Origin of the sequence: Sphingopyxis sp. UBA6723 (assembly GCF_002454115.1) — a bacterium.
Classification (GTDB): domain Bacteria; phylum Pseudomonadota; class Alphaproteobacteria; order Sphingomonadales; family Sphingomonadaceae; genus Sphingopyxis.
This window is the reverse complement of the sequence record NZ_DKIH01000003.1, coordinates 100,154-121,111: the sequence shown is the minus strand read 5'-3', so window position 1 is coordinate 121,111 and position 20,958 is coordinate 100,154. Positions and strand designations below refer to the sequence as shown.

Below are 20,958 nucleotides of genomic sequence, written 5' to 3'. Positions count from 1 at the left end.
GGAGCCCTCTCCTAAAGGAAAAAATTTTTCCTGCCTTTGAGGCCGGTGTGACATGAGCGCAAGATGCGCCGTGAGAATCGCGTGAAGCAACAGCTTCGGAGTGGCAATTGGACGGTTCGATGAAGATCGCTACCTTGCATTGCGGACGATCCAGCCAGCGCGCAGCGCCAGCACCGCGGCCAGCGCAACGGCGAGCGCATAGGCCAGCAATGGCGACCAGATGACCGCGCGCGCGCCGAGGAGGGCGCCGCCAACCAGCGCTGCCCACAGGCCGAGGTGGTGGAGCCAGCGCCGATCGCCCTCGCCGCGCAAGGCATTGGCAATCTTTTGCCCCATCTGGACCAACGTGCCGGTCATGTAGGTGACGCCGATCACCGCCCCGTCGCGACCCGCGATGGCGGCGTTTGCAACGCCCATCGCAAGGGCAAGCGACAGGATCGCACTCCAATCCTCGCCGTCGAACCGCAGCACGGTCGCGATAGCCAGCAAGATGGTGACGCCGAGCAGCACCGCGGGAGTCCGTCGCCGCCCGGCATGCGCGCCGACGAGCGACCCGGCGACCACGCCGGTGACAAAGACGGCAATGATAATCGCGGCGACCAGTGCGGCGTGCTGCCCCTCGGCCAGCCCGACCGCGAGCCGGGTCGAATTGCCGGTCATGAACGACACGAAAAAGCCCGCCGATTCGACGAAGCCGATGGCATCGACAAACCCGGCGAGGATCGCGACCCCGATGGCGAGCAGCTGGTGCGAGGGGTCGAAGCGGATCATGCGATCAGAGCAGCCGCTCGATGGCTTCGGCCAGCTTGGCATCGCGCTCCGACAGGCCGTCGGCGTCGTGCGTCGTCAGCAGGATGTCGACGCGGTTATAGACGTTCGACCATTCAGGATGATGGTCCATTTTCTCGGCGATGATCGCGACGCTGGTCATGAAGCCGAACGCCTTTGCGAAATCATCGAATTCGAACCGGCGGGTGATCGCGTCGCGGGTCGGTTCGTGCGTCCACGCGGGGAAACGCACGAGCAAGGCGGTGCGGGCGTCGTCGTCGAGTTTCTGGACCATGAATTTTCTCCCGCTGGTAAAGGCCGTGCCGCCGCCATAAGGAAGGGCGCGATGAGCGACAAGAGCAGCCTGCCAGCCGGATGGACCGGAACCGCCCCCGATGCCGATGCGATGTTCGCGATGGCCGAGGTCGCGCTCGACACGATGCCCGCGGTGTTTCTGCCGCACATTCAGGGCGTGGTGATCGCGATCGAAGAATTTGCCGACGACGAGGTGCTGAAATCGCTCGACATCGAGCATCCCTATGACCTGACCGGGCTGTACGAAGGCCGCCCGCTGACAGAGCGCAGCATCGATCAGAGCGGCGGGATGCCCGACCGGGTGACGCTGTACCGCATTCCGATCTTGGTCGAATGGATCGAGACCGGTGAGCGGCTCGACCGGCTGGTGCGGCATGTGCTGATCCATGAGATCGGGCATCATTTCGGCTTTTCGGACGATGATATGCACGCCCTGGAAGATATGGCGTGAGCGAGCTGCTGCGGCTCGATGGCGTGGCGTGCATCCGCGGCGAGCGGCTGTTGTTCGAGAATCTGTCGCTGGCGCTCAAACCCGGCGAGGCTTTGTGGCTGCGCGGCCCGAATGGCGCGGGCAAGTCGAGCCTGATCCGGTTGGCCGCAGGACTGCTGCGCGCCGCGGCGGGGACGGTCGAGCGGCGCGGGCGCTGCGCGCTGATCGACGAAGCATCGGCGCTCGATGCGGAAATGCCGCTGCGCCGCGCGCTCGATTTCTGGGCGCGCGTCGACACGGTTGACGGCCATGCGGTCGACCGCGCGATGGCGGCGATGGCGCTGGCGCCGCTAAGCGACGTGCCGGTCGCGATGCTGTCGACCGGGCAACGCAAGCGCGCCGCGATGGTGCGGGTGATCGCAAGCGGGGCGCCGATCTGGCTGCTCGACGAGCCCGCAAACGGGATGGACGATGCGGCGCAGGCGCGGCTGGTGGCGGCGATTGCGGCGCATCGGGATAATGGTGGCGCGGTGTTGCTGGCGTCGCATTTTGCGGTGGGAATTGGCGATCTGGCGGAGCTGGATATGGGGGCGTTGGCGTGACCACCCTGCTCGCCCTGTTCTGGCGCGACCTGCGGCGGGCGTGGGGCAGCGGGGCATTGTGGTTGCCGGTGCTGTTCTTCCTGCTCGTCGCGACCGCCTTTCCTTTTGCGGTGGGGCCGGACGCGCCGTTGCTGCGGCGCGCGGGCGGCGGGATGGTGTGGGTGGCGGCGCTGCTCGCGGCGTTGCTGCCGATCGACCGGCTGGTGCGCCCCGACCGCGACGCCGGGGTGCTCGACCAACTCGCGGTGCGCGGCATCGCCGACGAGGTGATCGCGGCGGTGAAGATCGTGGCGCATGCGATTGCGTTCGGCTTGCCGCTGATGATCGCCTTGTTCCCGGCGGCGGCGTTGCTGGCGCAGGACGCGGCGCGGGTTGAGGTGCTGGCGGTCGGCATTGCGATTGCGATCCCGGCGCTGGCGTCGCTGGCGGTGCTAAGCGCGGCGCTGACCGCGGGGCTGAAGGGCGGAAGCGCGATCGGCGGGCTGCTGGTGCTGCCGCTGGCGGTGCCGCTGCTGATCTTTGGCGCCGGGATGCTCGACCCGTCGGGGCGCGGGGCGATGAAATTGCTTGGCGCGACGAGTTTGCTGCTGACGATGATCGGGCCGTTTGCGGCGGGGGCGGCGATGCGGGGGTTGAGGGAGTAAGCGGTGGCGGGCGTCAATAGTCCCGTCATCCCGGCGAAGGCCGGGATCTCGCCGGTGCGATGATACGAGAGAGTGAGATCCCGGCCTTCGCCGGGATGACGAAATTGATGCGGAGCCCACCGCCGCCCATAAGAAAAGGGCCGGAGTTTCCCCCGGCCCTTTCCTAATTCAGTGCGACGCGAAATCAGGCGCCGGTGACGTCGGCCGTATCGACCTTGACGCCCGGGCCCATCGACGACGACAGCGCGATCTTGCGGACATATTTGCCCTTCGCGCCAGCCGGCTTCGCCTTGACGATCGCGTCGACGAAGGCGTCGAAGTTCTGGCGGAGCTTTTCCTCGCCGAACGACAGCTTGCCCAGACCGGCGTGGATGATGCCTGCCTTTTCGACGCGGAATTCGATCTGACCACCCTTGGCGGCCTTCACGGCTTCGGCGACGTTCGGAGTCACGGTGCCCAGCTTCGGGTTCGGCATCAGGCCCTTCGGACCCAGCGTCTTACCGAGGCGGCCGACGATGCCCATCATGTCCGGCGTCGCGATGACGCGGCCATAGTCGAGGTTGCCCGCGAGCATGTCTTCCATCAGGTCTTCGGCACCGACCTTGTCGGCACCGGCGGCCAGCGCCTTGTCGGCATTGTCGCCGCGCGCGAACACGGCGACCTTGACGTCCTTGCCGGTCCCGGCGGGCAGCGTCACGACGCCGCGGACCATCTGGTCGGCGTGGCGCGGATCGACACCCAAGTTGAGCGCAACTTCGAGCGTTTCGTCGAACTTGGCCGAGGCCAGCTCGCGCACGGTCTTGAGCGCTTCGTCGACGGTGTGCAGCTTGAGGCTGTCCACCTTGCCCTCGAGGGACTTCTGCTTCTTGGTCAGCTTGGCCATCGGATCAGCCCTCCGTCACTTCGAGGCCCATCGAGCGCGCACTGCCCTCGATGATCTTCGTCGCTTGTTCCAGATCGTTCGCGTTGAGATCCTTCATCTTGATCTCGGCGATTTCGGTCAGTTTCGAGCGGGCGATCTTGCCGCCGCTGATCTTGCCCGGCTCTTTCGAACCCGACTTCAGGTTTGCGGCCTTCTTGATCAGATAGGTCGCCGGCGGCGTTTTCGTGACGAACGAAAAGCTCTTGTCGGCGAACACGGTGATGATGGTCGGGGTCGGGGTGCCCTTTTCCAAGGAATCGGTCGCGGCGTTGAACGCCTTGCAGAATTCCATGATGTTGACACCGCGCTGGCCGAGGGCCGGCCCGAGCGGCGGCGAGGGGTTTGCGGTCCCCGCCGGAACTTGCAGCTTGATATAGCCGCTGATCTTCTTAGCCATGATGGCCTCCTATCTTTCTGTCGCCCCGGACTAGATCCGGCGCTCAAAATAAGCGGTCGAACAGAAGGGCATCACCCCCTCCTCCCGCGCGGAATCACGCCCGTATCTGACGCGAAGCGGCGCGCATAAGCGCAAATGCTGCTGAAAACAAGCCTTGTGGCGCGGTCAGGCAACCGGATTGTAGCGCAGCAGCCCTTCCTGGACCGCCGAGGCAATCAGGGTTCCGTCCTGGCGATAGATTGAGCCGCGGTTGATCCCGCGGCTGCCGCCGGTCCAGTCGCTGTCCATCACGAATACGAACCAGTCATCGACGCGGATATCATTGTGGAACCACATCGCATGATCAAGGCTGGTCGAGAACAGCCCCGGGGTCGACCAGTTGAGCCCGTGCGGCAGCATCGCCGACGAGAGCAACCCCATATCCGACGCAAAAGCCAGGAACGCCCGGTGGATCAGTTGGTCGTCGCCGATCGGCGCCGCCACGCGAAACCATTGATAATGCTGCGTCGCCTGCGCCGACGCGGGTGGGCGATGGTTGCGCAGCTCGAACGGGCGCCGCCGGGCCATATGCGCGAATGCCTGTTCGGAGATGTTGGGGTCGGCGGCGATGGTTTCGAGGAAGTCGCGGCATTCTTGGGGCGGCAACAGGTCGGGCATCGACACCTGATGCGACAGGCCGGGCGCGGGCAGCTGGAACGACGCGGTGAGGTTGAAGATGACCTTGCCATCCTGGCGCACGACGACACGGCGGTTGGCGAAGCTGCGCCCGTCGAAATCGCGGTGGACGCGGAAATGCAGCGGCTTGGTCTCGTCGCCGCCGCGCAGGAAATAGGCGTGGAGCGAATGGACCTGCTTGTCCGCATCGACGGTGCGCGCCGCAGCAACCATCGCCTGAGCGATCACCTGGCCGCCGAAAATCCGCTCGCGCGCAGTGGTCGCGAGCGCCGGGAAAGTGAACTCGTCGGGTTCATCAGCGGGCGAGAGATCGAACAAGCGCGCCACCGCGCCGACGACCTTGGTCGCATCGATACTGGCGTTGATTTCGCGGGCGCGTTCGATGCGGGCCTGAATCTCGTCCGGAGTCAGGGTCATCACGTCATCCCATCTGCAAAAAGATTGACGGCAGGCGCCGTCACTTCATCCGTTCGACCTGTTCGAAGTCGAGCTCGACCGGGGTCGCGCGACCGAAGATCGACACCGACACCTTGACCCGCGCCTTTTCGAAATCGAGTTCCTCGACCAGCCCGTTGAAGCTGGCGAAAGGACCGTCGAGCACCTTGACCTGATCGCCGATTTCGTAATCGACGCGGATTTCCTGCTTCGGACGGGCCGCAGCCTCTTCCTTGCTGTTCAGGATACGCGCGGCTTCGGATTCGCTGATCGCCTGCGGCTTGCCCATCGAACCCAGAAAGCCAGTGACCTTTGGGGTGTTTTTCACAAGGTGATAGACATCGTCGGTCATCGTCAGCTTGGCGAGGACGTAACCGGGGAAGAATTTGCGTTCCGCCTGAACCTTTTTGCCGCGCTTCACCTCGGTGACGGTTTCCACCGGCACTTCGACCGCTTCGACAAATTCGCTGAGGCCCATGCGCTCCGCTTCGGAAAGCACCGAATCGCGCACCTTGTTTTCAAAACCCGAATAGGCGTGAATGATGTACCAGCGCGCCATGTGTGTTCGTATCCTGTCCCTGTAAGTGCGGCGTTTAGCGCGCGAGCGACGTCAGCCAGCTGACGATCGCGTTGAAAACCGTGTCGACGCCGAGAAAGAACAGCGAGAGGATCGTCGTCATGATCAGCACCATGATCGTCGTCTGCACCGTCTCGCGTCCCGTCGGCCAGACGATCTTCTTGGCTTCGGCGCGCACCTGATTGATGAACTCAGCCGGGCTGGTTTTCGCCATGTCGATCGTCCTGTCCTACAAACTACTGCTTCGGGCCAGATGGGTTGCCGCGCCCCCCGCGTCAAGCGCGCTTTTGGGCAATAGTCCGCCCACCCTCCCCGAGCGTGTCGGCGAAAGGCGGAACGAAAACGGCGCATCTGTCCGAATGAAAGCGGCCTTTACTGGCGCGCTGCGGCGATTGCAAGTGCAGGGTCGGCTTCGCGCGCCAGCGCGCGCCGCATCCAAAGGAGCAATCCGATCATGATCATCCAGCTGATCGTCGGCTGGAGCGCAAACACTAGATGCAGTTCGCGCGCCGCCGCCTTGCCATTTTGGGGATCGAAGCCAACAAGGTCGAGCAGAAGATAGCTGACCGCGATGGCGGCAGCGACGCCGAATTTCTGCATCAGGTTGAGCAGCGCGAACAGAAACGCCGAGCGATTGCGGGCGCAGCGCGCGGCATCGCCCGGAATGATATCGGCGAGCATCGAGTAAGTGAACAACAGCCCGACAAAACCGGTGCCGAGCATGATCGAAAAGCCCGCCGCCTGCGCGACGCCCTCCGGCCGTTGGAACAAGGTGGTGATCAGCAGGCTGGAGATCAGCAGCCCCATCATGATCATCATCGGCGGCTTGCCGTAGCGCCGCGCAAGCCATGTCCAGACGGGCGAGGCGATCGCCCCGCCGATGAAGCTGGCGAAAAGCAGCACCGCACTCTGCCCGTCGAGATCGAGCACCGCTGCGGCGAAGAAAACGAACAAGGAGGTGAGCGAGCCAAAGGCAAAGCTGTTGAGAAATTGCACCCCGAGCAGCAGCAGCAGCGGCGGGAACGCCAGCGACACGCGGATCTCGTCGCGCCAGCCAATGCCGCGTTCGGCGATCACCGCGCGCGGCGGGACCAGGCGGATCGCGTAGAGCGCGATCGGGACCATCAGCATGAACAGGCTGGCATAGGCCATGATGCGGCCCTGCAGGCTGACCCCAGGGATGAGCAGTTGCGCCGCTGCCGGCGCGGCAAAGGCGAGGATCAAGGCAATTTTCGCGAACCAGTCGCGCATTCCATAGAGCAAAGCGCTGTCGCGCGGGGTGCGGACGAGCGCCGAGCCCCATGATAATTGCGCGACCTCGTACAGGCTGTAGCTGGAGTAAAAGAGCACCATCATCAGGAACAGCGCGGCGAACGGCAGCCGGTCGCCGACGGTGACCAGCGCGAGCAAAAGCAGCGCGAGCGGAACCAGCGCGAGCAGCATCCAGCGGCGATGCGCGCCCAGCCCGGTGCGAACGCGGTCGACCATCGTCCCGATCAGCGGATCGACGACGCCGTCCCAGATGGTGGTGAGCGAGAAGAGCAGCCCGACGAGCGCCACCGAAATAACCCCGCCCTCGGCGATATAGGGCGGCAGATAGACGCTGAACGGCAGACCGAGGATGACCGTCGGCCCGGCAGTGGCGGCGTAGGCGGCGACGGTGCGCGGGCGCAATGTGTCAGCTTGATCGGGCTGGCCAGCCGATGGCAGAACGGTACTGACCACGATGCGATGCTCCCGATGCCGAAGACCGCAGGCTTTCAGTTATTGACAGTGATGTCAACAGACACGCATTGTCCGTGCCACTAGCCGATTTTGAAATGCGACAGAAACGGCTGGAGGCGCCAGTCAAGCTGGTCGGCGTCGAGCCATTCATCCTCCAGCCCCGCAAGGGTGTGGAGCATCGAATCGCCGATGACGATGCTGAGCAGCAGTTTTGCCGCCGCTTCGGGATCGTCGATTTCAGCCTCGCCTGCCGCGGCCCATTCGGCGAACAGCGCCGATAGTTCTTCGACCGCCGGTATGTGCAGGTCGCGATAGATTTGCAGCGCGAAATCACGGTCGCGCAAGCTTTCCGAAACGAGCATTCGCATGAGCGCAACAGCGCGCGGCGAGCGCATCCGGTCGCACTGGCGGTGCGCATAGCCCCTGAGCAGTTCGGCGTTCGACAGATCCGCCATCGCCATGCATCCGGCGGGCTGGCAACGGGCTTCATTACCCCAGCGCGACGCAATCGCGTGCAGCAGCCCCTGTTTATTTCCGAACAAATCATAGAGCGTCGCGAGCGATCCCCCCGATAGTTTGACGATTTCGGCAAGGCTGGTGCGGTCATAGCCCTGTTCGAGAAACAGCGCTTCGGCGGCGTCGAGGATCGCATCGCGGCGACGTTCGCGCAGCGACGGTGGCTCCATCGGGCATTCCAGCAAATCGGACTTTACCATCCGCGATTCTCTCCCTTGTGCTTTTCTGTAATATAAATTACATGGCGATTTGTGCAAGGCGTATTTTGCGTCCTCCACGCTTCATAATACAGCATTATTCAGGGGTTCTTATGAGTCGCGCTCGTTCCTTTGCCAGCGTCAGCGTCGCCGCGTTGGCCTTGTTGCTCACCGCCTGCGCGTCCGAAGCGCCCCCGGCCCCACCACCGCCCGAGGTGACGATCGTCACCGTCCGTTCGCAAGCGGTGCCGAACGTCATCGAACTGCCCGGCCGCGTCCAGGCGATTCGCACCTCCGAGGTGCGCGCGCGCGTCGATGGTATCGTCGAGCGACGCCTGTTCGACGAGGGCAGTTTTGTCCGCGCCGGAACCTCGCTGTTCCGCATCGACCCGCGCCAGTTGAACGCGACGTCCAATGCGGCGCGCGCGCAGCTGGCCCGCGCGCAGGCGACGGCGGCCAATGCGCGGCAGGTCGTCGCGCGTTACCAGCCGCTGCTCGCCGACCAAGCGATCGGCAAACAGGAATATGACGCCGCGGTCGCTGCACAACGCACCGCCGAGGCTGATGTCCAGGCGGCGCAGGCCAATCTGGAGTCGGCGCGCCTGAACCTGGGCTATGCGTCGGTCACCGCCCCGATTTCGGGCCGCGCCCGCCGCGCCGAGGTCACCGAAGGCGCGCTGGTCAGCGCCGCGCAGGGCACGTTGCTGACCACGATCGAACAGATCGACCGCGTCTATGTCAATTTTGGCCAGTCGAGTTCGGATTTGCTGGCGACGCGCCGCGACATCGGGTCGGGCAAGGTCAGCGCCCCGCAGCTTGAGCGGGTCGAAGTCCAGCTGATCCTGGAGGATGGCAGCGCCTATCCGGTGGTCGGCCATCTCGACTTCCTCGACCTGTCGATCGACGAGGCGACGGGAACCGCGGCATTGCGCGCCGAATTTCCGAACCCGGCTTCCGCGCTGCTGCCCGGTCAGTTCGTTCGCGCGCGCATCTTTGCCGGCAACCGCGCCGATGGCATGCTGATCCCGCAGCGCGCGGTCAAACTGACCGGAGACGAGGCAAGCGTGATGGTACTCGATGCCAAAAATATCGCGACTCCGCGGCCGATCAAACTCGGCGCGATGGTCGCGGGCCAATGGGCGGTGCTTGATGGGCTGAGGCCCGGCGACCGGGTGATCGTCGACGGATTGCAAAAGGTGCAGCCCGGCCAGCCGGTGCGGATTGCGCCGCCCAAGCGCACGGCGTCGACGCCCGCCGCGAAGCGCTGATCTGACATGACCCCCCGCTTTTTCATCGACCGGCCCATCTTTTCATGGGTCATTGCCATCGGCATCCTGCTCGCGGGAATCATCGCGCTGCGCGGCCTGCCCATCGAACAATATCCGTCGGTCGCCCCGCCGTCGCTGACCATCGGCGTCACCTATCCGGGCGCCGACGCCAAGACGCTCGAACAGAATGTCACGCAGGTCATCGAGCAGGAACTGAACGGGGTCGAGGGTTTCCTCTACATGGCCTCGACCAGCGAATCGAACGGCACCGCGTCGATCAATCTGACCTTCGAGGCCGGAACCGACATCGATAATGCCCAGATGGAGGTGCAGAACCGCCTACGCCGCGTCGAGCAGCGCCTGCCCGAGGACGTTCGGCGTCAGGGCATTTCAGTGACCGAGGCCAATTCGGGTTTCCTGCTGATCGTCGCGATCACGTCAAAGAGCGGCAACACCGACCCGATGGAGGTCAATAATTTCGCCAACACGCGGGTGCTCGACGAGCTGCGCCGCGTGAACGGCGTCGGCAATGTGCAGGCGTTCGCGCCCGAATATGCGATGCGGATCTGGCTCGATCCGCAAAAGCTGGCGTCTTACAATCTGTCCGCCGCCGAAGCGTTGAGCGCGGTGCAGGAGCAGAACAGCCAGACCCCGGGCGGCCAGCTGGGCGACCAGCCGATCGCCAAGGGCGCGCAGCTCAACGCGGTCATCACGACGCAGGGCCGCTTTACCAAGCCCGAGCAGTTCGAAAGCATCATCCTGCGCGCCAATCCCGACGGGTCGGCGGTGACGTTGGCCGACGTGGGCCGCGTCGAGCTGGGGTCGGCCAGCTATCTGTTTTCGTCGGAGCTGAACGGCAAGCCGATGGCGGGCCTGGCGGTCCAGCTGACCCCCGGCGCCAACGCGCTTGCGACCGCCGAGGGTGTCCGCACGCAAATGGCCACGCTGGCGAAGGGCTTTCCGCCCGACATCACCTGGTCGATCCCTTATGACACGACGCCGTTTATCCAGCTGTCGATCGAAGAAGTCATCATCACGCTGGTCGAGGCGATGGTGCTCGTTTTCCTCGTCATGTTCCTGTTCCTGCAAAACTGGCGGGCGACGGTGATCCCGACCATCGTCGTCCCGATCGCGCTGGCGGGCGCGTGTCTGGGCCTGTGGATGTTCGGTTTCTCGATCAACGTGCTGACGCTGTTCGGCATGGTGCTGGCGATCGGCATCCTGGTCGATGATGCGATCGTCGTGATCGAAAATGTCGAGCGGATCATGAACGAGGAGCATCTGTCGCCCTATGAGGCGACGGTGAAAGCCATGGGCCAGATCACCAGCGCGATCATCGGCATCACGCTGGTGCTGATCGCGGTGTTCATTCCGATGGCGTTCTTTCCCGGGTCGACCGGCGGCATCTATCGCCAATTCTCGATGACGCTGGCGATCTCGATCGCGTTTTCGGCGCTGCTCGCGCTGACGCTGACCCCGGCGCTGTGCGCAACGTTGCTCAAGCCGCATGATGATAAGGCGCGCAAGGGCAAGATCGGTGCGTTTTTCGACCGCTTTTTTGCGCGCTTCAACAGCTGGTTTGGCCGTACCACCGATCGCTATCAGGGCGGAGTTGGCAAAATGCTCGCGTCGCCGCTGCGCTGGCTGGGTGTCTTTGCCGCGATGGTGCTGGTGACCGGCCTGCTGTTCACGCGCCTGCCCGGATCGTTCCTGCCGCAGGAGGATCAGGGCTATCTGATCACCGTTGTTCAGGCGCCCCCCGGCGCGACGTCGCAGCGCACCGCTGAGGCGACGAAACAGGTCAAAGCCTTCTTTGCCGAACAGCCGCAGGTTGCGAATATCGTGCTGGTCAACGGCTTCAGCTTTTTTGGGCAGGGGCAGGCGAACGCGATCATGTTCACGCCGCTGAAACCCTGGGACGAGCGCACCGGCGATGGCGACAGCGCCGATGCGATCGCCGGCAAGGCGATGGGGACGCTGATGGGGATCAAGGAGGCGTTTGCCTTCTCGCTGAGCCCGCCGTCGATCCCCGAGCTTGGCACGTCGAGCGGTTTTACCTTCAAGCTGCAGGACCGCGGCGCCAACGGGCGCGAGGCGCTCGTCGCGGCGCGCAACCAGATGCTGGGCGGCGCGATGCAGAGCAAACTGCTCGCCAATGTCCGCCCCGAGGGTCAGGAAGATGCGCCGGTGCTGAAGGTCGATATCGACCGGGTACAGGCGCGCGCGCTGGGCCTGTCGATTGGCGACGTGAATGCGACGCTGGCGATCAGTTTCGGCAGCGCCTACGCCAACGACTTCACCCGCGAAGGCCGCGTGCTGCGCGTGCTGCTCCAGGCCGATGCCGCGAGCCGGATGACGCCGCAGGACGTGCTCGACCTGCGCGTGCGCAGTGCCAATGGCGGCATGGTTCCGTTCGGATCGTTCAGCAAAGCCGAGTGGTCGGCCGAGGCGCCGCAGTTGCAGCGCTATAACGGCTATCCGGCGATGACGATCTCGGGCGAACCGGCGCCGGGGCAGTCGACTGGCGAGGCGATGGCCGAGATGGAGCGGCTGGCCGAGACGCTGCCGTCGGGCTTCGCGTTCGAGTGGACCGGCATCTCCTATGAAGAGAAACAGTCGGCGGGGCAGATCGGGTTGCTGCTCGGGCTGTCGCTGGTCGTCGTGTTCCTGCTGCTCGCGGCGCTGTACGAAAGCTGGTCGGTGCCGGTGTCGGTGCTGCTGGTGGTGCCGCTGGGCGTGCTGGGGGCAGTCTTGTTCTCGATGTTCCGTGGCCTGTCCGCCGACATCTATTTCAACGTCGGACTGATCACGATCATCGGCCTGTCAGCGAAGAATGCGATCCTGATCGTGGAATTTGCGATCGAGCAGGAGGCCGAGGGCAAATCGACGCTGGATGCGGTGATGGAGGCGGTGAAGCTGCGGCTGCGCCCGATCATCATGACCAGCCTGGCGTTCATTTTGGGCATGGTGCCACTGGTCATCGCGAGCGGCGCGGGTGCCGCCAGCCGGATCGCGGTCGGATCGGGCGTGATGGGCGGGATGATCGCAGCCACCTTGCTCGGCATCTTCTTTATCCCGCTCTTCTATCTGTCGGTGCGCAAATGGATCAGCCGCAAGCGGCCCCCTGCTCCCACCGAAAGAGGTCATCATGAGGAGCCCGGACATGCGTAAGTGGATCGCGCTGGTCGCGGCGGCCAGCCTTGCCGGCTGCGTCAATATGGCGCCGCCGCACGACCGTCCGGCGCTGCCCACCGCGCCGGATTATCCCGCCGAGTTCGCGGGTGACGTGACGATTGGCCAGCGCGCGACCGATGTGGCGTGGCAGGATTTCTTCGCCGACCCGCAGCTGGAAGTGCTGATTGCGCAGGCGATCGAACGCAACCGCGATTTGGCAGTGGCTGTTGCACAGATCGAAGAAGCGCGCGGTTTGTACCGCATTCAGGACGCCGACCGGCTGCCGACGGTGGGCGCCAGCGCCGATGCGACGCGCAGCCGCGGCCAGTCGCTGACCGGCGCCGGGACCGACACCACCAGCCGCTATTCGGTCGGGGTCGGGGTCACGTCGTTCGAGCTCGATTTCTGGGGACGGGTCAAGAATCTGTCCGAAGCGGCGCGCAGCCAGTATCTGGCGACCGAACAGGCCGAGCGCGCGTTCCGGCTGGCCCTGGTGCGCGACGTCGCGTCGACCTATTTCGCATCGCGCGGCGCGACCGAACAGATCGCGCTCGCCGAAGCGACGGTGACCAGCCGCAAGGAAGGGCTTCGCATTGCGAAGCGGCGGCTCGACGCCGGGGTGACCTCGGCGCTCGATTATCGCCAGTCGGAAACGCTGCTGACGCAGGCGGAGACGCAGCTCGCCAGCCTGAAACTAGGCAAGGCGCAGGCCGACAACTTCCTGTCGGTGCTGACCGGCGGCCCGGTCGCCGGTCCCTTGCCCGCGCCGCTCCCGCTCGTTGCGCAGGGGCAGTCGCCGACGCTGACCGCGGGGTTGCCGTCGGAGCTGCTCGTCGCCCGCCCCGACATTCTCGCCGCCGAGGAACGGTTGCGCGCCGCGCGGGCCAATATCGGCGCCGCACGGGCGGCTTTCTTCCCGTCGATCTCGCTGACCGGCAACCTCGGTTTCGCATCAGGGTCGCTCGATAACCTGTTCAGCAACGATGGATTCGGCTGGAGTTTCGGCCCGACGATCAGCCTGCCGATCTTCGATTTCGGGCGCAACAAAGGCAATCTGACCGTCGCCGAGGCGCGCGAGAATATCGCGGTTGCGACCTATGAGCGCACAGTCCAGGGGGCGTTCCGTGAAGTCGCCGATGCCCTCGCCGGGCGCCGCTATCTGGCAGAGCAGGTCGAGGCGCAGGAACGCGGGACGCTGGCGCAGCGCCAGATCGCGGATCTGGCGCGCAAGCGTTACCGCGAAGGGGTTTCGACCTACCTCGAAGTGCTCGACGCCGAACGCAATCTGTTCGCCGCCGAACAGACCCTGATCGAAACGCGCCGCGCGCAGGTCGACAATCTGGTGACGCTGTACGTCGCGCTGGGCGGCGGGCTGGTCGAGCGGCGCTAGAGCATGTGACTTTGGTTGACCCAACTCCGTCATTGCGAGCGAAGCGAAGCAATCCAGAGCGGTTTACGCCACTCTGGATTGCCGCGTCGCTTCGCTCCTCGCAATGACGATACCCAGTCATGTCTTTTCGCGCTCTGAAAGGGCCAGCCGATTACGGATAACGCCCCTGCCCTATTGAAGGACATATTGGGTCCGCAAGCACTGACGACGATCGCCGATGCGGGCGCCGCCGCTACGCCGCGGTTTGATCGGGCGGCGTTCCTGACCGCCGCCTCCGACGGCCTCGACGCGCTGTCGATCATGGAGCGGGTGCGCCATATCGCGGACGCGCTGCATCCTGCGTTGCCCACCGACTATGCGGCAGCGCTGGATGTGATCGGGTCGATGGCGCCGCGGCTGACGCATGGTTTTCAGGCCGTGGCGGTGACCGAATATGTGGCGCGATATGGCCTCGACGATTTCGACCGATCGCTGGACGCGCTCGCCGCTCTGACGCGCTTTGGCACCGCCGAATTCGCGATCCGGCCCTTTCTGGCGCAGGATGCTGATCGCGCGCTCGCAACGATGGCGCGCTGGACCGGCAGCGATGACGAGCATGTCCGGCGGCTGGCGAGCGAAGGCGCCCGCCCCCGGCTGCCGTGGGCCACGCGCGTCCCGGCGCTGAAGGCCGATCCGACGCGCGCGGCGCCTATTCTGGAGACGTTGAAGGCCGACCCGAGTCTCTATGTTCGCAAATCGGTCGCCAACCATCTCAACGACATCGCCAAGGACCGCCCCGACTGGCTGCTCGATCGGCTGGCAGACTGGCCGAACGATGATCCGCTCACCGCGTGGATCATCCGCCACGCGCTGCGCACCCTGATCAAGCAGGGCGAACCGCGCGCGCTGGCGCTGATCGGCGTCGGCCATGGCGCTGCGGTGACGGTGCGCAACTTTGCGGTTGAGCCATCGACCGTGCACTTGGGCGAGCGGATCGCGATCAACGCCGAAATCGTTTCGGACACGACGGCAAATCAGCCGTTGGTGGTCGATTACCGGGTCCACTATGCGCGGGCGGGCGGGAAAAGCGCAGCGAAGGTGTTCAAATGGAAGACGTTCGACCTCGCCGGGGGCGAAGCCGTCGCACTGCGCATCAACCAAACGATCCGCGATTTCAGTACGCGGCGGCATCATCCGGGGCGGCACAATGTCGATCTGATCGTCAATGGACAGACGATGGCAACGAGCGAATTTGATCTGTTGGCCGACTGATTAAGGCCCAAGAAAATTCCTGTTTCCCCGCGAAGGCGGGGATCCATCTCCGGCCGGTTCCAACTGGCACGGGCCGGTGATGGGCTCCCGCTTTCGCGGGAGAACAGCGTTATCTTAAAACGATCAGACGAACGCCGATGCTCTGTCCCCACCCCCTCACGGCGGCGCGGGGACAGGCTCGGGGGGCGGCGCCTCGTTCGCGATCGGCACGCGCAAGTCGATCCGGCTGCCGTTGATTTCGGTCGAGATCACCGCATCGCCGCCCTCAATCCCCACGCTGCTGCTTTCACCGATCGGGATCGCACCGACATCGGGAATATCCTGCGGCTCGACGGGGCCGCGCGGATTGGTCGGCCGTGGCGGCGCCGCTTTTTGTCCCGATGCCTGAATCATGAAATCGCGCCAGATCCGCGCGGGCAGTCCGCCGCCCGAAATGCCGCGCAGCGGCGAATTATCGTCGTTGCCGATCCACACTCCGACGACCAGGCCATTGGCGTAGCCGACGAACAGCGCGTCGCGATTGTCCTGGCTGGTCCCGGTCTTGCCGAAATTTGCCTGCGGCAGCCGCGCGGCGCGGCCGGTACCGCGATTGACCGCAGCGCGCAGCATCTGTTCGATATCGTCGTGAACGCCTGAACGAAAGCGGCTCGGGCCAGAAATGAGATTTTCGAACCAACCCTTTTCCTCACCCGCGAACGCGTGCGGGACGACCGGATAGCTGTTTGCCGCGACCGCGGCATAAGCGGCGGTCAGTTCGAGCAAGGTCATGCTCGACGTGCCGAGCGCGAGGCTTGGGTCGCCTTTCGTCATCGGCGCGGTGACACCCAGATCGCGCGCCATGTCGATGACCTTGTCGTCGCCGACTTCGCGCAGCAGCCGTACTGCCGCGACATTGCTCGACGTTGCAAACGCATCCTCCAAGGTGATCGTTTTGGAATAGGTGCCGCCGGAATTTTTCGGGCGGTACGACCCGGTTTCGATCGGCTGGTTGTCGATCACATCATCGGGTTCCCACCCGGCGCGCAGCGCAGCGAGATAGACGAACAACTTGAACGTCGATCCTGGCTGGCGCCGCGCCTGGGTTGCGCGGTTGAACGGCGAGGCAGCATAATCGCGCCCGCCGATCATCGCGACAACCTCACCATTCGGGCGCATCGCGACCAGCGCGACCTGCGCCTGGCCTAACCCGGCGCGGCTCGTCACCCGCCGCGCCACCGCCTGCAACCGCGCGTCGAGCGTCGTCTTGATCGTCTGGCGCGAATAGCCGACGTCGCTGAGCTTGCGCGCCTCGGGCAGCGCCCAGTCGGCGAAATAGGTGCCCGTCGGCAACGTGTTGCGCGAGCGCACATCGATGCGCGGGGTACGGATCGCCTTGCGATCGGCTGCGGACAGATAGTTTGTCGCCACCATAGCATTCAGCACCAGCTGCATCCGCTTTTCGGCGAGGTCGGGGTTCTTGGTCGGAGCGAGGCGCGAGGGCGCTTGCACCAGCCCCGCCAGCATCGCCGCCTGCGCCGGGGTCAGCTTTTCGGGCTGGCGATAGAAATAGTGCAGCGAGGCGGCCCGCAGCCCATAGGTATTGTCACCAAAATAGGCGTTTGAAAGATAGCGTTCGAGAATCTCGTCCTTCGTCAGCCACGCTTCGAGCCAGAAGGCGATCAGCGCCTCGCGCGCCTTGCGCCCCAATGTGCGTTTGGGGGTCAGGAAGGTGAATTTCGCCAGCTGCTGGGTGATCGTGCTGCCGCCCTGCGTCCGCCCGCCGGTGACATTACTCCAAACGGCGCGCGCGATGCTGCGTGGATCGACGCCCATATGGGAATAGAACCGCCGGTCCTCGATCGCGAGAAAGGCGCCGGTGACGTGCTTGGGCAGCGCGCTCGCCTTCACCGGCGTATCGACGATCGCCCCCGACCGCGCGATCGGCGTCCCGTCCGAGGCGAGCAAAGTGATCTGCGGCGGCACAATCGGTTCGAGCGATTTCGACAGCGGCGCGGTCAGCGCCAGCCAGCCGACGAGCAGAATGAAGAGAATACAAAAAATCGCAAAGCCGCGCGAGATTCGCCGCCACCATTTGCGACGGCGGCTTTCCGGTACAACCGGGGGCGGCACGTCGAAACCGGGCGCGCCGGGCATGGCAAGCGGCGGCGCGGCGGGCGCTGGATCGGGCGTTTTGGATTTACGGAACCAGGTCATGCTTAGCTACCGTATTAATATCGCAATACAGCATAAGCAAATAGGTTATGCTCCGCACCGCAGAATGCAGATGAAGTCGGCGGGGGCAGCGTCGATGTCAATCGCCTTCGCGCTTCTTCGTCCCGGCCTGAAATTCGGCGAGGAAATCGAACCGGTCGCCACCGAAAAGCTCGGAAATGAGAGACACCGGCCGGTCGGCGCGGAATGTGTCGTGCTCGAGTTAGCTGCGGAGCGTAGCGTCCTGCACCATCAGGTGCTAACGATCATAGCTGGCCTGTCACAAGCCAACGAAACACCCGCCAGGGCATCATTGCAACGTTCGAGGACCCCTTCGGTACGATTGCCGACAGGTTCGGCATCGCATCGCTTCGGGCCGACAGCCGCGATCTGACCCGCTTCGTGAATGCACCAGTACCAAATTTATGTATTGCCAGTGACATCGTGAGTTAGGCTTCCCAAAAGCCCCAAGATGTTTTGGTGGCAATCAGCCGCAACGAGGCATTGATGTTGAGCTCGCATTCATTCAATTTTGCTCGATCAGCTCTTTACGTTTTTCTTGCCGCACTGATCGGCATTGCTGGCATCTCTGCTCCGGCGAATGCGGAGGGACGTTGTCCACCCGGATATTACCCCACCGGCGGAGCGGACGTCGGCTGGTTTGCATGTGCCCCCATGGGTCCGACGGACGGCAATCCCCAAGGCGAACCCGACTCGGCGCCTGGACCGATACCCGACGCCTTCATGTCCGTTATCGCGCACCCCGACGCTTCGGTGCTGTGGGCGACATCGGGTTATGACAGTGGTCCGGCTGCCGACAAAGCCGCTTTGCAAGCGTGTCAACGACAGATGGGCAAAGGATGCTATGCTCTGTACGGGGGCTATAACGCCTTTGTCATCGTGGTGGCCCAAGATGCTATTGGACATGCCTTTGCCGCAGGCGACGTCAATAACGAAGTTGCTCGTTCAAAAGCTCTGGCATCTTGTCAGCAACAAAGTGTTGGCTGCGAGATTACCAAGACTTTCTTCAACAGCACAGGTCCGAAGGACAGCTTCCCGACGTTTATCCCGTTAATCCGAAAATATGCCGTCGTCGCTTGGACGAAGGCGGCAGCGCCAGCATGGCGGTGGAAAACATGGCTTGTTTCAGGCATCAGCGGCTTGGACGCGGCTGTCGACGCCGCCGTCAAGCGGTGCGCGGCTGACACAGGCATGGAATGCGTGCTCGGCGAGTACAGCGGCTCGGGCATACTGGTCCATTTTGCCGACAACGTTGGCGCAACCTACTGGACCGATTCCGCCAATGAAGCAGCGGCGCCCAAACGTGTGGCTCTCAATTGTCCGAAAGAGAGGCAATGCCGCATCATCGCAACCTATGCTGCCGATGAGCTTCGGACATCGATTATCGAAGAGGACCAGGCGAAATAGGTTCGACTGGCATAAACGCCGATCGTGATGAGGCCGCGGACGCAGGACCATACGCAACGCCACAAACGGAACCATCACTGAAACGAAAAAGGGCGGCCCTTTCGGACCGCCCCTTCCCTTATCGCTAAGCTCGCAGCTTACACCTTTTCGGCGTAATATAGCGGCGCATGTTCGTTGAGGATCTGGAGGATCTTCGCCTGCGCCGTCTTTTCGTCGCTTTCTTCCATCGCGCCCAGTTCGCGCGCGAGGCGGCTCGACGCCGCTTCGAAAATCTGGCGTTCCGAATAGCTCTGTTCGGGCTGGTCGTCGGCGCGGAACAGGTCGCGGGTCACTTCGGCGATCGACACCAGGTCGCCCGAGTTGATCTTCGCTTCATATTCCTGGGCGCGGCGCGACCACATGGTGCGCTTGACCTTCGGCTTGGTGGTCAGCACCTGTAGCGCTTCCTTCAGCGTCTTGTCCGACGACAGCTTGCGCATCCCCACGCCTTCGGCCTTGTTCGTCGGCACGCGAAGCGTCATTTTTTCCTTTTCGAAGCGCAGGACGTAAAGTTCGAGCTGCATTCCGGCGATTTCCGATTTCTGCAACTCGATGACGCGCCCCACGCCATGTTTGGGATAAACGACATAATCACCGACTTCGAACAAGAGCGTGTTTACGGACATGCAATTTCCTTTTGTTGTGCCTTGACCCCGATCTGAAACTGCGACAACAGCGGCGCATCCCGCCCTCTAGCCAAGGGGGATTTACGGTCGCTCGGCGCTAGCCAGTCAGAGTGACAAGGGATATGGCTCCATCGGAACGCCGCGAAACGCCCCAGCCCGAGACGGGAAGAGGCAGAATGTCAGCGCGTTGATATTTATTATAACAGATTCGCAACAAAATTGCCACCCCCGCCCGGGGATGCGCGAGCGCGCCGCCTTGACGGCCGCGTGAACCCGTTTCAGGTTGCAACGAAAGCAGGGAGTGGGAGCGGGTATGAACGATCAGATCTGGTGGATTACGGGTGCCTCGTCGGGAATCGGTGCAGCACTGGCCCGCGCGCTGGCGGCGCGCGGTGCAAAGCTGATCCTGTCGGGGCGCAATGTCGCCGGGCTGGAGGCGGTCGCTGCTGGCTGCGCGACCGAAACGCTGATCCTGCCGTTCGAGGCGACCGACTATGCCGCCCTGCCCGCCATCGCCGAGAAAGCCTGGAACTGGCAGGGCCGCATCGACGGACTGATCAACAACGCCGGAATCTCGCAGCGCAGCCTGGCAATCGACACCGACTTTGCCGTCTATCAGCAGATTGTCGCGGTCGACCTGCTCGCCCCGATTGCGCTGACCCAGCAACTGCTGCCGCGCATGGTCGGCGCGGGCGGCGGGCAGATCGTCGCGATCTCAAGCGTTGCAGGCATCGCCGGGGTACCGTTGCGCAGCGCCTATTGCGCCGCCAAACACGGTCTGATCGGCTATCACGACAGCGTGCGCGCCGAGAATGAGCATCTGGGGCTGAAGGTGTTGGTCGTTGCGCCGGGATCGGTGCAGACCAACGTCAGCCGCAACGCGCTGAACGCCGACGGCAGCGTTCGCGGGGAAAGCGACGCCGCGATCGACAATGGCCTGTCACCCGATTTCGCCGCCGCGCAGATACTCGAGGCAGTCGATGCCGGCACGCGCGAACTGGTGGTCGCCGAGGGCGCCGAGGCCGCGATCGCTCAATTGCGCCGCAGCGACCCCGACGCATTGTTCGATCGGATGAGCGCGATGGTCCAGGCGGGTTATGCGGCGCAGATGAAGGCGACGAGCGCGAACTGAGCGGCGGCTAACGACCGAAAGCCTCCCCATCCATCATCGTCACCCCGGACTTGATCCGGGGTCCACGACTTCAGTGCCGCGGTGGATCCCGGATCAAGTCCGGGATGACGAATGTCCTTAGACGACCGGAAGTGGGCATAGCCGATCCTCCCCCAACGGGGGAGGGGGACCACCCGAAGGGTGGGGGAGGGGCACAGGCGGTTTACGTGGCGCCGGACAAAAAGCACTCCTTGAACGGCGACCGTTCGGCGGTGCAC

21 protein-coding genes are annotated in these 20,958 nt (G+C 64.0%); 10 read left to right on the top strand and 11 right to left on the bottom strand.

Annotated elements, in window-relative coordinates; all coding sequences use genetic code 11:
* Positions 1-129: 129 nt before the first annotated feature.
* Together B4F07_RS01210 and B4F07_RS01205 are read right to left on the bottom strand one after the other, a co-directional pair.
* Complete coding sequence (locus tag B4F07_RS01210; protein WP_293703475.1) at positions 130-771, bottom strand: YoaK family protein; 642 nt, start codon at positions 769-771, stop codon at positions 130-132.
* Positions 772-775: 4 nt separating this feature from the next.
* The gene (locus tag B4F07_RS01205; protein WP_293703478.1) at positions 776-1,063 is read right to left on the bottom strand and encodes a 4a-hydroxytetrahydrobiopterin dehydratase; all 288 of its coding nucleotides are present in this window, start codon (positions 1,061-1,063) and stop codon (positions 776-778) included.
* 51 nt (positions 1,064-1,114) lie between these two features.
* On the opposite strand from B4F07_RS01205, the gene B4F07_RS01200 reads away from it, so the two are divergent.
* From B4F07_RS01200 to B4F07_RS01190, 3 genes are read left to right on the top strand one after another with little or no spacing between them, the layout of a single operon-like run.
* On the top strand, positions 1,115-1,534 hold the full coding sequence (locus B4F07_RS01200) for a metallopeptidase family protein (RefSeq protein WP_293703482.1): 420 nt from the start codon (positions 1,115-1,117) through the stop codon (positions 1,532-1,534).
* Positions 1,531-2,115: a heme ABC exporter ATP-binding protein CcmA gene (gene ccmA / locus B4F07_RS01195; RefSeq protein ID WP_293703485.1), complete on the top strand. Its 585-nt coding sequence runs from the start codon at positions 1,531-1,533 to the stop codon at positions 2,113-2,115. Before B4F07_RS01200 ends, ccmA begins: the two co-directional genes overlap by 4 nt.
* The gene (locus B4F07_RS01190) at positions 2,112-2,759 is read left to right on the top strand and encodes a heme exporter protein CcmB (RefSeq protein ID WP_293703488.1); all 648 of its coding nucleotides are present in this window, start codon (positions 2,112-2,114) and stop codon (positions 2,757-2,759) included. Before ccmA ends, B4F07_RS01190 begins: the two co-directional genes overlap by 4 nt.
* A 184-nt stretch (positions 2,760-2,943) precedes the next feature.
* Here the strand turns inward: B4F07_RS01190 and rplA are convergent, their stop codons facing one another.
* The 7 genes from rplA to B4F07_RS01155 all read right to left on the bottom strand — a co-directional run bounded on the left by rplA (position 2,944) and on the right by B4F07_RS01155 (position 8,206).
* On the bottom strand, positions 2,944-3,642 hold the full coding sequence (gene rplA, locus B4F07_RS01185) for a 50S ribosomal protein L1 (RefSeq protein ID WP_088441336.1): 699 nt from the start codon (positions 3,640-3,642) through the stop codon (positions 2,944-2,946).
* Positions 3,643-3,646: 4 nt separating this feature from the next.
* Positions 3,647-4,078, bottom strand: a complete 432-nt coding sequence (rplK, locus tag B4F07_RS01180; protein ID WP_088441337.1) for a 50S ribosomal protein L11 — start codon at positions 4,076-4,078, stop codon at positions 3,647-3,649.
* Positions 4,079-4,243: 165 nt separating this feature from the next.
* The gene (locus B4F07_RS01175; protein WP_293703494.1) at positions 4,244-5,170 is read right to left on the bottom strand and encodes an acyl-CoA thioesterase; all 927 of its coding nucleotides are present in this window, start codon (positions 5,168-5,170) and stop codon (positions 4,244-4,246) included.
* A gap of 40 nt (positions 5,171-5,210) precedes the next feature.
* A complete protein-coding gene (gene nusG, locus B4F07_RS01170) occupies positions 5,211-5,747 on the bottom strand; it encodes a transcription termination/antitermination protein NusG (RefSeq protein ID WP_088442199.1) in 537 nt (178 codons plus the stop codon).
* 34 nt (positions 5,748-5,781) lie between these two features.
* Positions 5,782-5,979: a preprotein translocase subunit SecE gene (secE, locus tag B4F07_RS01165; protein WP_293703497.1), complete on the bottom strand. Its 198-nt coding sequence runs from the start codon at positions 5,977-5,979 to the stop codon at positions 5,782-5,784.
* A 158-nt stretch (positions 5,980-6,137) separates the two neighbouring features.
* Positions 6,138-7,490, bottom strand: coding sequence for an MFS transporter (locus B4F07_RS01160; protein WP_293703499.1), 1,353 nt, complete (start codon positions 7,488-7,490; stop codon positions 6,138-6,140).
* 80 nt (positions 7,491-7,570) lie between these two features.
* Positions 7,571-8,206 carry a TetR/AcrR family transcriptional regulator gene (locus tag B4F07_RS01155; RefSeq protein WP_293703501.1) on the bottom strand — a complete coding sequence of 212 codons (636 nt, stop codon included), beginning with the start codon at positions 8,204-8,206 and terminating at the stop codon, positions 7,571-7,573.
* A 110-nt stretch (positions 8,207-8,316) separates the two neighbouring features.
* Here B4F07_RS01155 and B4F07_RS01150 point away from each other — a divergent pair, with 110 nt between their 5' ends.
* From B4F07_RS01150 to B4F07_RS01135, 4 genes are all read left to right on the top strand, one after another.
* The gene (locus B4F07_RS01150) at positions 8,317-9,471 is read left to right on the top strand and encodes an efflux RND transporter periplasmic adaptor subunit (protein ID WP_293703504.1); all 1,155 of its coding nucleotides are present in this window, start codon (positions 8,317-8,319) and stop codon (positions 9,469-9,471) included.
* Positions 9,472-9,477: 6 nt separating this feature from the next.
* Complete coding sequence (locus B4F07_RS01145; RefSeq protein ID WP_293703506.1) at positions 9,478-12,642, top strand: multidrug efflux RND transporter permease subunit; 3,165 nt, start codon at positions 9,478-9,480, stop codon at positions 12,640-12,642.
* Positions 12,635-14,035 carry an efflux transporter outer membrane subunit gene (locus tag B4F07_RS01140; RefSeq protein ID WP_293703508.1) on the top strand — a complete coding sequence of 467 codons (1,401 nt, stop codon included), beginning with the start codon at positions 12,635-12,637 and terminating at the stop codon, positions 14,033-14,035. The genes B4F07_RS01145 and B4F07_RS01140 overlap by 8 nt, the downstream gene beginning before the upstream one ends.
* Positions 14,036-14,209: 174 nt before the next feature.
* Positions 14,210-15,286, top strand: coding sequence for a DNA alkylation repair protein (locus B4F07_RS01135; protein WP_293704350.1), 1,077 nt, complete (start codon positions 14,210-14,212; stop codon positions 15,284-15,286).
* Between the two features lie 156 nt (positions 15,287-15,442).
* Here B4F07_RS01135 and B4F07_RS01130 read toward each other — a convergent pair whose 3' ends face one another.
* Positions 15,443-17,479: a transglycosylase domain-containing protein gene (locus B4F07_RS01130; protein ID WP_293703512.1), complete on the bottom strand. Its 2,037-nt coding sequence runs from the start codon at positions 17,477-17,479 to the stop codon at positions 15,443-15,445.
* On the opposite strand from B4F07_RS01130, the gene B4F07_RS01125 reads away from it, so the two are divergent.
* Both B4F07_RS01125 and B4F07_RS01120 read left to right on the top strand, forming a co-directional pair.
* Positions 17,478-17,870, top strand: a complete 393-nt coding sequence (locus B4F07_RS01125; RefSeq protein WP_293703514.1) for a hypothetical protein — start codon at positions 17,478-17,480, stop codon at positions 17,868-17,870. The two genes, B4F07_RS01130 and B4F07_RS01125, sit on opposite strands and share 2 nt — an antisense overlap.
* Before the next feature lie 86 nt (positions 17,871-17,956).
* Positions 17,957-18,904: a DUF4189 domain-containing protein gene (locus tag B4F07_RS01120; RefSeq protein ID WP_293703516.1), complete on the top strand. Its 948-nt coding sequence runs from the start codon at positions 17,957-17,959 to the stop codon at positions 18,902-18,904.
* 137 nt (positions 18,905-19,041) lie between these two features.
* Here the strand turns inward: B4F07_RS01120 and B4F07_RS01115 are convergent, their stop codons facing one another.
* Positions 19,042-19,569: a CarD family transcriptional regulator gene (locus B4F07_RS01115; protein WP_293643877.1), complete on the bottom strand. Its 528-nt coding sequence runs from the start codon at positions 19,567-19,569 to the stop codon at positions 19,042-19,044.
* Positions 19,570-19,882: 313 nt separating this feature from the next.
* Between B4F07_RS01115 and B4F07_RS01110 the strand changes: the two genes are divergently transcribed.
* Entirely contained in the window at positions 19,883-20,701 is an 819-nt protein-coding gene (locus B4F07_RS01110; protein WP_293703519.1) for an SDR family NAD(P)-dependent oxidoreductase, read from the top strand.
* The last annotated feature ends 257 nt before the right edge of the window (positions 20,702-20,958 follow it).

Bases quoted from the DNA above. Each gene is read 5' to 3' on its own strand.
- B4F07_RS01210 (WP_293703475.1), bottom strand. From the start codon at position 771: ATGATCCGCTTCGACCCCTCGCACCAGCTGCTCGCCATCGGGGTCGCG.
- B4F07_RS01205 (WP_293703478.1), bottom strand. From the start codon at position 1,063: ATGGTCCAGAAACTCGACGACGACGCCCGCACCGCCTTGCTCGTGCGT.
- B4F07_RS01200 (WP_293703482.1), top strand. From the start codon at position 1,115: ATGAGCGACAAGAGCAGCCTGCCAGCCGGATGGACCGGAACCGCCCCC.
- rplA (WP_088441336.1), bottom strand. From the start codon at position 3,642: ATGGCCAAGCTGACCAAGAAGCAGAAGTCCCTCGAGGGCAAGGTGGAC.
- rplK (WP_088441337.1), bottom strand. From the start codon at position 4,078: ATGGCTAAGAAGATCAGCGGCTATATCAAGCTGCAAGTTCCGGCGGGG.
- B4F07_RS01175 (WP_293703494.1), bottom strand. From the start codon at position 5,170: ATGACCCTGACTCCGGACGAGATTCAGGCCCGCATCGAACGCGCCCGC.
- nusG (WP_088442199.1), bottom strand. From the start codon at position 5,747: ATGGCGCGCTGGTACATCATTCACGCCTATTCGGGTTTTGAAAACAAG.
- secE (WP_293703497.1), bottom strand. From the start codon at position 5,979: ATGGCGAAAACCAGCCCGGCTGAGTTCATCAATCAGGTGCGCGCCGAA.
- B4F07_RS01155 (WP_293703501.1), bottom strand. From the start codon at position 8,206: ATGGTAAAGTCCGATTTGCTGGAATGCCCGATGGAGCCACCGTCGCTG.
- B4F07_RS01150 (WP_293703504.1), top strand. From the start codon at position 8,317: ATGAGTCGCGCTCGTTCCTTTGCCAGCGTCAGCGTCGCCGCGTTGGCC.
- B4F07_RS01145 (WP_293703506.1), top strand. From the start codon at position 9,478: ATGACCCCCCGCTTTTTCATCGACCGGCCCATCTTTTCATGGGTCATT.
- B4F07_RS01140 (WP_293703508.1), top strand. From the start codon at position 12,635: ATGCGTAAGTGGATCGCGCTGGTCGCGGCGGCCAGCCTTGCCGGCTGC.
- B4F07_RS01125 (WP_293703514.1), top strand. From the start codon at position 17,478: ATGCTTAGCTACCGTATTAATATCGCAATACAGCATAAGCAAATAGGT.
- B4F07_RS01130 (WP_293703512.1), bottom strand. From the start codon at position 17,479: ATGACCTGGTTCCGTAAATCCAAAACGCCCGATCCAGCGCCCGCCGCG.
- B4F07_RS01115 (WP_293643877.1), bottom strand. From the start codon at position 19,569: ATGTCCGTAAACACGCTCTTGTTCGAAGTCGGTGATTATGTCGTTTAT.
- B4F07_RS01110 (WP_293703519.1), top strand. From the start codon at position 19,883: ATGAACGATCAGATCTGGTGGATTACGGGTGCCTCGTCGGGAATCGGT.